Below are 12,162 nucleotides of genomic sequence, written 5' to 3' on the forward strand. Positions count from 1 at the left end.
ACGGACCGCGTGCCCGGCTAGGCGGCACCGGCGCCGGTCAGCGACCGTACCTCCGTCTCGGCGTACTTGGCCTCGTCCGCGACCTCGATCGAGGTGACCGTGCCCAGCCAGCCGGCGAGGAAGCCGAGCGGGATGGAGACGATGCCCGGGTTCTGCAACGGGAAGTACTGGAAGTCGACGTCCGGGAAGAGGGAGCCCGGGCTGCCGGACACCACCGGGGAGAGCAGCACGAGTCCCAGCGCCGGGATCAGCCCGCCGTACACGGCCCACACCGCACCGCGGGTGGTGAAACCTCGCCAGAACAGCGAATACAGCAGTACCGGAAGGTTCGCCGACGCGGCGACGGCGAACGCGAGACCGACGAGGAAGGCGACGTTGAGATCACGGGCCAGCAGACCGAGCGCGATCGCCACGACGCCGGTGCCGACCGCCGCCCACCGTGCCACCGTCACCTCGCTGCGCGCCGTGGGGCGAGACCGCCGCAGCGACGCGTACAGGTCGTGCGCCACCGACACCGATGAGGCAAGCGTGATGCCGGCGACCACGGCGAGGATCGTGGCGAACGCGACGGCGGCGACAACCGCGAAGAGAACCGTTCCGCCGGTGGAACCCGCGCCGCCGCCCAGCTCCAGTGCGAGCAGGGGCACCGCCGTGTTCCCTGCCGCGTTCGAACCGCGTACCGCATCCGGCCCCACGACCGCGGCCGCTCCGAAGCCGAGCACGATCGTCATCAGATAGAAGCCGCCGATCAGCCCGATGGACCACACCGCGGAGCGGCGGGCGGCCCGCGCGGTGGGCACGGTGTAGAAGCGCGACAGGATGTGCGGCAGTCCCGCCGTGCCCAGCACCAGGGCCAGTCCCAGGCTGATGAAGTCCAGGCGGGCGGTCCAGGTGCCCCCGTACTTGAGGCCCGGCGCCAGGAACGCCCTTCCATGACCGCTGCGCTCGGCGGCCGTGAGCAGCAACCGGTCGACGTCACCGTGGAAGCGCAGCAGGAGAAGCACGGTCAGCGCGACCGTGCCGCCCAGCAGCAGGACCGCCTTCACGATCTGGATCCAGGTGGTGGCCCGCATCCCTCCCAACGACACATAGATCACCATCAGCGCGCCGACCCCGACGACCGCCCATGCCCCGGCAGCTCCGCTCGTCCGCCCCAGCAGCAACGCCACCAGACTGCCCGCGCCGACCATTTGCGCCACCAGGTAGAGAACGGACACCGTGACCGAGGAAGTTCCCGCCGCGATCCGCACCGGCCGCTCTCGCATCCGCGCGGCCACCACGTCGGCCAGCGTGAACCGCCCGCAGTTGCGGACCAGTTCGGCCACGAAGAACAGCACCACCAGCCAGGCCACGAGAAAGCCCACCACATACAGCATCCCGTCGTACCCGTACAGCGCGATCAGCCCGGTGACCCCGAGGAAGGAGGCGGCCGACATGTAGTCACCCGCGATGGCAAAACCATTCTCCATGGGAGAGAACAACCGCCCTCCCGCATAGAACTCCTCCGCCGAACCGTGCCGGCGACGGCTCACCCACGTCGTGATCCCGAGCGTGACGGCCACGAAGCCGCTGAACAGCAGCAGCGCCAGCACCTGGTGCCGATCGGTCACGAGGCGCCTCCCCGTGCCCCGCGGGTCAGTTCCTGGGTGTCCCAGCGCAGCTCCAGCGCCGCCCGGTCCCGGCGCAGCCGCGCATGCCGTGCGTAGGCCCAGGTGAGCAGGAACGTGGTGAGGAACTGTCCCAGCCCGGCCAGCATGCCCACGTTCACCGCCCCGGCCACGGGCCGGGCCATGAGCCCCGGAGCGGCCGTGGCGGTGACCAGATAGCTCACATACCAGACGAGGAACACGGCGACTCCCGGCACGACGAACCGCCGGTACCTGGTGCGCACCTCCTGGAAGGCCGCACTGCGCTGCACCTCGGCGTACACGTCCCGGGCACGGACGGCCGTTCCGCTCCGCTCCCCGCGAGCGGACGGTACGGCGGGCACCGGCACACCGGCGCCGTCCAGCTCGTCCCAACCGGAGGCCAACGCGTCGCACCAGGGGTCCTCGTCCCCGGCTCCCCGAGGACGATCATTGCTTGACTGCATGCCCAAGGATGGACAGACCCGGAAGATCCCCGACTCTTCTTCTCTCGGCTCTTCACCCCATCAGGTGACTTCACTGCGTGGGCGGCCGCACCAGCCCCTTGCTGTAGGCGTAACGCACCGCCTGTGCCCTGTCCTTGAGTCCCGTTTTGGAGAAGAGATTGTTGATGTGTGTCTTCACGGTCGCGGTCGACACATGCAGCTTGCGGGCGATCTCCTGGTTGCTGAGTCCTTCGGCGATCAGCAGCAGGACCTCGGTCTCCCGCGCGGTCAGCCCGTCGGGCGGCGTATCGGCGGTCACCGGCGGGCTGGGCTCGGGCTGTGAAAGCCGCTCCAGCAACCGGCGTTGGACGCTCGGCGACAGACCCGCGTCCCCCGACAGCACGCTCTCCACGGCACGCACGATCTCGTCACCGCCCGCGTCCTTGGTCAGATAGCCCCGGGCGCCGGCGCGCAGCGCGGGGAACAACGACTCGTCGTCCGCGAATGTGGTGAGCACCACGACCTGGGTCCCGGGGTGCTGCGCCCGGATCCGCCGGGTGGCCTCCACGCCGTCGCAGCGGGGCATCCTGAGGTCCATCAGGACGACGTCCGGGGCCAGTTCCGCCACCAGGCGCACCGCCTCCTCGCCGTCTCCCGCGGCACCCACGACCTCCACACCGGGCAGCAGTCCGAGCAGCATCACGATGCCCTCCCGGACCACGGTCTGGTCGTCGGCGACCACCACCCGTGCGGGCTTCTTCTCCCCCTCCGTCTCCGTCATACAGGTACCTTCAGCGTCACCACGAACCCCTCCTCGCCCGGCCCCGCGTCCAGAGAGCCGCCCAGCAGCTCGGCACGCTCCCGCATGCCCAGCAGACCGTATCCGCCCCCCGACCCCGTCAGTTCACCCGGCCGCCCGCCCGAGTCCCGTACCGCGAGCGTCACTTCGTGTTCGCTGTAGTCGAGCCGCAGCTGCACCTTGGCACCGTGGGCGTGCTTGCGGACGTTCGTCAGTGCTTCCTGGGCCACTCTGCGCACGGCCTGGGAGGCCTCGGCCGACAGGGGCCTGCGCTCACCCGTCACGGTGACCTCGGCGCCGTCGGCTCCGCTGACGAGTTCGCCCAGGAAGTCCTCCAGCGGGGTCAGTTCGCCCCGCAGCGCGGACAGGGCCTGCCGGGTCTCGGCGAGTCCGTCGCGAGCCATGCCCCGCGCGGCCACCACCCGCTCCAGGATCCGCTCGCGGTCCGCGCCGTTCTCGATCAGCAGCCGGGCCGCCTCCAGGTGCACCAGCTGCGCCGAGAGGCTGTGGGCCAGCACGTCGTGGATCTCTCGTGCGATCCGCGCTCGCTCGGCCAGCGCTGCGGACTCGGCTTCGGCCGACCGGGCGGCACGCTCCTGGGCAAGGAGCCGCTGCGCGTTGCCGCGGGCCTCCGCGTCCAGCCGCAGGACGTATCCGGCGAGGGCCATGCCGGCCACGGTGGCGGCCGTGGTCAGCCATGCGTCGTTGTTGAACGCGGAGTACGAGGCCAGCGCGACCGACGCCACGGGTACTGCTGCTCCCAGCGGGAGCCGCTCCAGGGCGCTGATTCCGCAGCCGCACCAGAGCACCAGGGCCGGCGCTGTGAACCCCGTTGCCTCGGCGACGACGGCGATCCCCAGGAGGATGCCGATGAAGGCGAGGGAGGGAACCAGCCGGTGCTGGTAGGTGGTCCGGAAGAAGGCCCAGGAGACGAGAGCGGCGAGGAGAACTCCCGCCGCTGCCGCGAGTCCGCTCCAGACGCCGACATGCCTCTGGCTGAAGGCGCTCCACAGCAGCAGCACGAGCACGAGCAGTCTCACGGCCCAGGCGATCATGCGCCGGGTGCGGGAGGTACCCTCGCGGCCGAGCGCCTCTCGCGACGGCCAGCGGGTCAAGGCGTACTCCGTCACACGCGCTCCTTCCAGGCCGACCGCATGCCGTCACCGTACGCCGGGGCCGGACGGTCCGCGGGGCCGAGGGGCTGCGCCCGCCAGACCAGGATGCCGTCGCGGACCAGCAGCGTGGCGCCGAGGGTGAGCATCAGAGCGGAGCTGTTCTGGTGCAGGCCGAGCGCGAGGCCGAGGGCGTAGAGACCGATCCGCAGGGCGATGCCCACGCCCCATACGGCGAGGCTTGCCTTGGTGCTCTTGGTCCATACGACGCCGTCCGGAGCCCGCCAGACGCGGGTCGTCCACGCCCAGCCGGCGCCGGTGGCCACACCTATGAGCAGCTCCACCGCGAGCAGTACGGCGGATACCGCGCGGTGGTGGGCGTCCAGGATGCCGGGCTCGCGCAGCGCGACGACGGCGAGGATGACCGGGACGAGCCACCAGCGCCGGTCGGTGCTGATCGCGCGGGCACGGAACTGCCGCGCGATCACCGTGGCGGCGACGGCCCCTATCACCAGCGCGTTGACGAGCCCGGACATCAGAGCCTCCGTGAGCGAGAAGGTGGTGCCGGGAGCGGGCGCTGCCGACACCTACGAAGCTACGGAAAAGCGCAGGTCGGGAGATCGGCGCCGGGGTGGATCAGGGGTGGAAACCTGGAGCGGTCGCTCTCCACCCACGGGTGTAGAGACCGGTCAGGGCGGAAGCGGGGTCGGAAGAAGGCGTGGTCGGCCATGGCGAGGTACCGGGCCGACCGGCGCCGCCAGCATGGTCTCCCCGCCGACCGGCGCAGCGTCGCCGGCTCACGCCCGACCGGCGCCGACTGCGCGGAGACCCCTGGCCAACCAGTGCCGGCGACGCGATCTCGCTGCCGGCCGGAGCCGACAACACGCACTCCCGGCCGCCCGGTGCCGACGACTTGGACTGCCGCCCGACCGGCACCGACAACCTGCCCTGACCGGCGCCGACCACACGGACTCCCGCCCGACCTGCGCGGGCGACGTGAGCTGCCGTCCGACCGGTGCAGGCGCGTCGGCCTGGGTACGGAAGGGATGAGCCGGTGGACGACGAAAGACGCCGGCCACGACCGACCGCACCTCCACTCCGCCGGCACTCGGCCGGCCCTCGACCAAGCGACCGGCGAAGAACGACCAGTCGTCGCCACTCCGCCGGCCCACAAGCCCCGTCGACCCCGCTCAGCCGCCTCCGCTCGCGCCGACCCCCGGACAAGGCCCTCTCGGCCAGCGCGAGGACAGAGCCCCCGTTCGGCCGAAGCCAGTCGGCCCCAGCCCACTCGGCCGAAGCCCAGTGCAGCGGCTACGCGTCGATGCGCGACCGGTCCAGCGTCGCCGCCGAGCTGGAGATGAACTCCTTGCGTGGTGCGACGTCGTTGCCCATCAGCAGGTCGAACACCTGTTCGGCAGCCTCCAGGTCGGAGAGGTTGATACGCCGCAGGGTGCGGTGACGGGGATCCATCGTGGTCTCGGCCAGCTGGTCGGCGTCCATCTCACCCAGACCCTTGTAGCGCTGGATGGAGTCCTTGTACCGGATGCCCTTGCTCTGGAACTCCATGAGCTTGTCGCGCAGCTCGCGGTCCGAGTACGTGTAGACGTACTTGTCCTGGCCCTTCTTCGGCTGGACGATCTCGATGCGGTGCAGCGGCGGCACCGCGGCGAAGACCCGGCCGGCCTCGACCATGGGACGCATGTAGCGCTGGAAGAGTGTGAGCAGCAGGCACCGGATGTGGGAGCCGTCCACATCGGCGTCGGTCATCATGATGATCTTGCCGTAGCGGGCCTGGTCGATGTCGAAGGTGCGGCCCGAGCCCGCTCCTATGACCTGGATGATCGCGCCGCACTCGGCGTTCTTCAGCATGTCGGTCACGGACGACCGCTGCACGTTGAGGATCTTGCCGCGGATCGGCAGCAGGGCCTGGAACTCGGAGTTCCGCGCCAGCTTGGCCGTACCGAGCGCGGAGTCGCCCTCGACGATGAACAGCTCGCTGCGGTCGACGTCGTCGCTGCGGCAGTCGGCGAGCTTCGCCGGCAGGGACGAGGACTCCAGGGCGGTCTTGCGCCGCTGGGCGTCCTTGTGCTGGCGAGCCGCGACGCGCGTACGGGCGGCGGCCACCACCTTCTCCATGACGACCCGGGCCTGCGCGGCGGCGTCCCGCTTGGTGGCGGTCAGGAACGCCTTCAGCTCCTTGGTGACCACGTTGTTCACGATGCGCCGGGCCGCCGAGGTGCCGAGGACCTCCTTGGTCTGCCCCTCGAACTGCGGCTCGGCCAGGCGCACGGTGACGACGGCGGTGAGGCCCTCCAGGGCGTCGTCCTTGACGATGTTGTCCTCGGCCACCCGCAGCAGCTTCTTGGCCCGCAGCACGTCGTTCATCGTCTGGGTGAGGGCCTGCTCGAAGCCGGCGACATGGGTGCCGCCCTTGGGCGTGGCGATGATGTTGACGAAGGACCGGACCGTGGTGTCGTAGCCCGTGCCCCAGCGCAGGGCGACGTCGACGCCCAGCTCACGCGTGACCTCGGTCGGGGTCATCTGACCGTGCTCGTCCAGGACCGGGACGGTCTCCTTGAAGGTCCCCTGGCCCGAGAAGCGCAGGACGTCGCAGACCGGCTTGTCGCCCGCCAGATACTCGCAGAACTCGCTGATGCCGCCGTCGAAGCGGAAGGACTCCTCGCCCTTGCTGCCGCCCTCGCCGAGGCCGTACTCGTCGCGGACGACGATGGTCAGGCCCGGCACCAGGAAGGCCGTCTGACGGGCGCGCTGGTGCAGGTTCTCCAGGGAGAGCTTGGCGTCCTTGAGGAAGATCTGCCGGTCGGCCCAGTACCGCACCCGCGTGCCGGTCCGGGTCTTGGGGATCTTCTTGGCCTTGCGCAGGCCGCTCTTGGCCTCGAACTTCGCCTCGGCGCCGTCGGCCGCGAAGGCGCCCGGCACGCCGCGCCGGAAGCTGATGGCGTGCGTGTGGCCGCCGCGGTCCACCTCGACGTCGAGACGGGCGGACAGGGCGTTGACCACGGAGGCGCCGACGCCGTGCAGACCGCCGGAGGCGGCGTACGAGCCGCCGCCGAACTTGCCGCCCGCGTGCAGCTTGGTCATGACGACCTCGACGCCGGACAGGCCGGTCTTGGGCTCCACGTCCACGGGAATGCCGCGGCCGTTGTCCCGCACCTCGACGGAGCCGTCGTCGTGGAGGACCACCTCGATGTGGTCGCAGTAGCCACCGAGGGCCTCGTCCACGGAGTTGTCGATGATCTCCCACAGGCAGTGCATCAGACCGCGGCTGTCGGTCGAGCCGATGTACATGCCCGGGCGCTTGCGCACGGCCTCGAGGCCCTCGAGGACGAGCAGGTGCCGCGCGGTGTAGTTGGAACCGTCCCGGTCTGCTCCTGCCAGCAGCGCTGTGGACGGCACGGACGTATCGGCGGTCACGCGGTTCGCTCCTCGCTGAATTTCAGTGGGCCCCCTACTGGGTAAGGGGGCGGCTTCGGTCGCCGCTCAGAGGGTACCGAGGCCTGGTAGAGCCGGTGTAACGCCACCCTCGTCGAGAACTCAGACTAGTCCAGACTCGTATACACGTTCGATCCCTCGATGGAGTGAAGTACACATCACGTTCCCTTGGAGGCATGAACCATTTAGGCTCCGGGCACGTCCTCATGAACAACCGGCAACCCGGCCGGGAGGACCAAGACACACCACAGCGCGAAACCGTAAGCACTCAAGAGACGCACTACGGCACATTCGCCGCCAACCGGCAGCAACCAGCCGCCCTGGAAGTTTTTTCAAGGAAAAGCCACGAGCGGGAACGTTTTCGGGCTGGTTGGATGTTGACCCTGGTACGACAGCTCGTCGAGCTAGAGAAGAGGCGACGTGACTACTGTTCTGACCCCCGCGAGCCCGCTGACGGCCGCCGATCGCTGCGACCGCTGCGGCGCCCAGGCATACCTGCGCGTCGTCCTGCTGAGCGGCGGAGAACTGCTCTTCTGCGCCCACCACGGTCGCAAGTTCGAGCCGGAACTCAAGAAGATCGCCGCTGAGATACAGGACGAGACGGAGCGACTGACGTCCGTTCCGAACACCCCCACCGACGAAGAGCGCTGAATCTCGCACACCCGACGAGCCAGCCCGGCACAGGCCGGTGAACGGGCGGTCGCTCCTCCAGAGGAGCGACCGCCCGCGCTCATGCCCCGTACGGACGCCTCAGGGGCGCCCGTGGGGCTGTTTCTGGTTCCTTGAGACCGCCTGAAGGCTTCGCACGACGTCGGATATGCGGGTGTAGACGCCGGGTTTACCCGGCCTGCCGCAGCCGCTCCCCCAGGACACGAGCCCGATCAGCCGCCCCGCGGCCACCAGCGGGCCACCGCTGTCGCCCTGGCAGGCGTCCGGCCCGCCGGCGGGTTCTCCGGCGCAGAGCATGCTGTCGGCACGGTAGGTGCCGTCAGGGCCGCCCGGATAGGCGCGGGCGCAGAGATCGTCGGACAGCACACGCACGCGTGCGGCGTGCAGCGTGTGCGGGTAGGCGCCCGCGCCGGTGATGTCCCCCCATCCGGAGACCAGTGCCTGGGTGCCCGGTGTGTAGACCGGGTCACCCGCACTCGCCATGGCGACGACGGCGCTCTGGGGCAGTTCCTTGGCGAGAGTGAGTACGGCGAAGTCACCGGCGTGGGTCTCGTCGTCGTATCCCGGGTTGATCCGGACGTCACGTACGGCGATCTCCTGACCCCCGCCCGACAGCAGATCGGTGCGGCCCGCGATGACCCTCAGGTCGTGTACACGGTTCGGCGGGGCCCCGAGGACGTCGTCGCCCATGCAGTGGGCGGCGGTGAGCACCGTGGTGCGGGCGACCGCCACGCCACCGCAGAACTGGCCTGCCCGGGTACCGCCGAATCGGTCACGACTGGACAGTGCGACCGTCCAGGGAGCCTGCGAGACGTCTATCGAAAAGCCCCCTACGACAACGCTGTCGGCGGCCACGGGTGTGGCGTGGACCAGGGGTATCACGGTCATGGTGGCCGCCAGGGCAAGCGGCCGGATCAGTGACCGGGCAACGGAACGGCGCATGCAGGCTCCTCACTCCGGGTTCGTGCTGGGACACCCAGAGTGATCCACGACGCGGCTGTGCGCAGCACGAAGGCCCGGCTCCCACGGGGGAAGCCGGGCCTTCGCCGTCGTACGACTGCGACCTAGTCGAGGTAGTCGCGCAGCACCTGCGAACGCGACGGGTGGCGCAGCTTCGACATGGTCTTGGACTCGATCTGGCGGATGCGCTCACGCGTCACGCCGTACACCTTGCCGATCTCGTCGAGGGTCTTCGGCTGACCGTCGGTGAGACCGAACCGCATGGAGACGACGCCGGCCTCGCGCTCGGACAGGGTGTCCAGAACGGAGTGCAGCTGCTCCTGCAGGAGCGTGAAGCTGACGGCGTCGGCAGGGACGACGGCCTCGGAGTCCTCGATCAGGTCACCGAACTCGCTGTCGCCGTCCTCACCCAGCGGGGTGTGCAGCGAGATGGGCTCACGGCCGTACTTCTGGACCTCGATGACCTTCTCCGGGGTCATGTCGAGTTCCTTGGCCAGCTCCTCCGGGGTGGGCTCGCGGCCCAGGTCCTGGAGCATCTGGCGCTGCACGCGCGCGAGCTTGTTGATGACCTCGACCATGTGCACCGGGATACGGATGGTGCGGGCCTGGTCGGCCATGGCGCGGGTGATGGCCTGACGGATCCACCACGTGGCATAGGTGGAGAACTTGTAGCCCTTGGTGTAGTCGAACTTCTCGACCGCGCGGATCAGACCGAGGTTGCCCTCCTGGATGAGGTCCAGGAAGAGCATGCCGCGGCCGGTGTAGCGCTTGGCCAGGGAGACCACCAGACGGAGGTTGGCCTCCAGGAGGTGGTTCTTGGCGCGGCGACCGTCCTCGGCGATGATCTCCAGCTCGCGCTTGAGCTTCGGCGCCAGCTTGTCGGCGTTGGCCAGCTTGTCCTCGGCGAACAGACCCGCCTCGATGCGCTTGGCCAGCTCGACCTCCTGCTCGGCGTTGAGCAGGGGGACCTTGCCGATCTGCTTCAGGTAGTCCTTGACCGGGTCGGCGGTGGCGCCGGCCGCGGCGACCTGCTGCGCGGGCGCGTCGTCCTCGTCCTCGTCGGACAGGACGAAGCCCGCGTTCTCGGCACCCTCGGGCTCGTCGGCGACCTTGGTGTCCTCAAGAACCTCGTCCTCGAGAAGCTCGGCGTCGTCCTTCTTGGCCGTGGTCTTCTTTGCGGCCGTCTTCTTCGCGACGGTCTTCTTCGCGACCGCCTTCTTGGCGGTCGTCTTCTTGGCCGCGACCTTCTTGGCAGGCGCGGTTTCCTCGGCGGAATCGGCTGCGATCGGAGCGGTGGGCGCCGCGGGGGCGGCCGTGGTGGCGGTGGCCTTCCTGGTCGTCACCGTCTTCGCCGCGACCGTCTTGGTGGCGGTGCGCTTCGCCGGACTCTTCGCTGCGACGCTCTTGCGGGTGCGCTTGGGCTCTGCGGCACTGACCATCAGCGTCACACCCTCTTCCTCAAGAATCTGGTTGAGGCTGCGCAGTACGTTCTTCCACTGAGTGGCCGGAATCTGGTCAGCTTCGAAGGCCCGACGCACATCGTCGCCGGCGATCTGCCCCTCAGCCTTTCCCCGCTCAATGAGCGCCATGACAGAGACGGACTCGGCGATCTCCGGCGGGAGCGTACGGGATGTGCTGGCCGACACGAACAACCTCTCGGAACGTTGGAAAACGGCTTCCGGCACCGTCCACTGCGGACAGGAGCCGACCACCGGCCTGGGGATGGGCCGACGGCGCGGGCGGGGGCCGGGAAGATGCACAGCGCCTCTCATGGCGTCCGTATTCCCTCCGCGGCTGTCACCTCTTAGGTCATCGCGCTGTTTCCAGGAGCGTTACGCCCAATCTGCGTGGCCCGAGTCACACCCCGTAAGTGATCAAAAGCAGTCAGACATGGACATATGAGATCAGTTGCGGCGTCATACCCGGCCGCCTGCATCACCTCGGGGACCCGTTGCACCGCTGGACCCCGCCGGACCGCAAGGGTCCGGCAGGGTCCGGCGACGGCCGGCATCCGAGTCCGGCGCCGCCACGAGCACCACGAGGACGCCACGCACCGGCGACCGCACCGCCTTGGCCGCAGAGGTCAGTGCTCGCGCGGCGCGGGTACCACGCGCTCGACCTCGGGGTGGACCGTGAGCAGTTGACGCATGGCCGCCTCGGCCGCCGCGCCGTCGCCGGTGCCGAGCGCGTCGACGATCCGCGCGTGCTGCGCGAGGGACGCCTCGTTCGGCCGGTCACACGAGGTGACCGGGCCGCCCGAGACCTGCAGCGCGGCCGAAACGATGCCGGAGAGGTGCTCCAGCATGCGGTTGCCGGCGATCTGGATGAGCAGGGAGTGGAACTCGCCGTCGGCACGCGAGTACGTCAGCGCGTCGCCCTGCGCCATGGCGTGGCTCATGATCTCGACCATGTCGCAGAGGCGCTGCTGCACCTCCTCGCGCCCGTGCCCGGCGGCGAGCCGGGCGGCGAGTGGCTCGATCGTCCAGCGCAGCTCGCTCAGCTCGCGGCGCTGGTCGTCGCGCTGGGGGCCGAAGGCCCGCCACTCGATGATGTCCGGATCGAGCAGGTTCCAGTCGCTGACGGGACGCACGCGCGTGCCGACGTTCGGGCGGGCGCTGACCAGGCCCTTGGCTTCGAGGACGCGGAGGGACTCACGGACGACGGTGCGGGAGACCTCGAAGCGCTGGCCGATCTCCTCGGGCACCAGCGGACGGTCGGCGCCGAGGTCGCCGGAGACGATCATCTGGCCCAGCTGCTGAACGAGTTGGCCGTGCAGTCCACGTCCGCGGCTGCCCGCGGCACGCCGGCCGACGCGGCCCAGGTCGGGGTCCGCGCCTTCCCAGGAGGGTGCCGCGACGCGATCACCCACCTGGGACTCCGCGTAGGGGTAGCGGTCGAGATCGCCCGGGCCGGCCAGACCGGAGTCGGTGGAGCGGGCGGCGGTCATCATGGTGTGCGCAAGGGTACTCACGGATCCTTTGTCGGCGCCGCCTCCAACTCCCTTGAGGTCTTTGGTGAAAAGCACACGAAAGGGTGATCGCTCACCCCGTCGCAATTGACGCCTTATCGGAAAGAAATGGGCTTTCCGCGGGGAGTTG

At 69.6% G+C, this 12,162-nt stretch carries 10 protein-coding genes; 1 reads left to right on the forward strand and 9 read right to left on the reverse strand.

Translation table 11 applies throughout. From position 1 onward, the window contains the following. Positions 1-17: 17 nt before the first annotated feature. The 6 genes from ACIGXP_RS26885 to ACIGXP_RS26910 form a co-directional block, all read right to left on the reverse strand. Positions 18-1,610 (reverse strand): cation acetate symporter, encoded by a 1,593-nt coding sequence (locus tag ACIGXP_RS26885; protein ID WP_399772395.1) that lies wholly within the window; start codon positions 1,608-1,610, stop codon positions 18-20. Next, on the reverse strand, positions 1,607-2,092 hold the full coding sequence (locus tag ACIGXP_RS26890; RefSeq protein ID WP_399772398.1) for a DUF485 domain-containing protein: 486 nt from the start codon (positions 2,090-2,092) through the stop codon (positions 1,607-1,609). The genes ACIGXP_RS26885 and ACIGXP_RS26890 overlap by 4 nt, the downstream gene beginning before the upstream one ends. Positions 2,093-2,162: 70 nt before the next feature. Continuing rightward, complete coding sequence (locus tag ACIGXP_RS26895; protein ID WP_399772401.1) at positions 2,163-2,852, reverse strand: response regulator; 690 nt, start codon at positions 2,850-2,852, stop codon at positions 2,163-2,165. Continuing rightward, positions 2,849-4,000, reverse strand: a complete 1,152-nt coding sequence (locus tag ACIGXP_RS26900; protein ID WP_363215042.1) for a histidine kinase — start codon at positions 3,998-4,000, stop codon at positions 2,849-2,851. The genes ACIGXP_RS26895 and ACIGXP_RS26900 overlap by 4 nt, the downstream gene beginning before the upstream one ends. Beyond that, entirely contained in the window at positions 3,997-4,518 is a 522-nt protein-coding gene (locus tag ACIGXP_RS26905) for a DUF1453 domain-containing protein (protein WP_399772404.1), read from the reverse strand. The genes ACIGXP_RS26900 and ACIGXP_RS26905 overlap by 4 nt, the downstream gene beginning before the upstream one ends. A gap of 775 nt (positions 4,519-5,293) precedes the next feature. Further along, positions 5,294-7,417: a DNA topoisomerase IV subunit B gene (locus ACIGXP_RS26910; RefSeq protein ID WP_363215040.1), complete on the reverse strand. Its 2,124-nt coding sequence runs from the start codon at positions 7,415-7,417 to the stop codon at positions 5,294-5,296. Between the two features lie 438 nt (positions 7,418-7,855). On the opposite strand from ACIGXP_RS26910, the gene ACIGXP_RS26915 reads away from it, so the two are divergent. After that, positions 7,856-8,086, forward strand: a complete 231-nt coding sequence (locus tag ACIGXP_RS26915) for a hypothetical protein (protein ID WP_363215039.1) — start codon at positions 7,856-7,858, stop codon at positions 8,084-8,086. A gap of 99 nt (positions 8,087-8,185) precedes the next feature. On the opposite strand, the gene ACIGXP_RS26920 is transcribed toward ACIGXP_RS26915, so the two are convergent. The 3 genes from ACIGXP_RS26920 to ACIGXP_RS26930 form a co-directional block, all read right to left on the reverse strand. Then, entirely contained in the window at positions 8,186-9,046 is an 861-nt protein-coding gene (locus ACIGXP_RS26920; protein WP_399772409.1) for a serine protease, read from the reverse strand. Between the two features lie 122 nt (positions 9,047-9,168). After that, positions 9,169-10,710 (reverse strand): RNA polymerase sigma factor, encoded by a 1,542-nt coding sequence (locus ACIGXP_RS26925; protein WP_363216989.1) that lies wholly within the window; start codon positions 10,708-10,710, stop codon positions 9,169-9,171. A gap of 437 nt (positions 10,711-11,147) precedes the next feature. Next, positions 11,148-12,035 (reverse strand): FadR/GntR family transcriptional regulator, encoded by an 888-nt coding sequence (locus ACIGXP_RS26930; protein WP_363216990.1) that lies wholly within the window; start codon positions 12,033-12,035, stop codon positions 11,148-11,150. Between the last annotated feature and the right edge of the window lie 127 nt (positions 12,036-12,162).

Origin of the sequence: Streptomyces sp. NPDC053069 (genome assembly GCF_044546895.1) — a bacterium.
GTDB lineage: Bacteria > Actinomycetota > Actinomycetes > Streptomycetales > Streptomycetaceae > Streptomyces.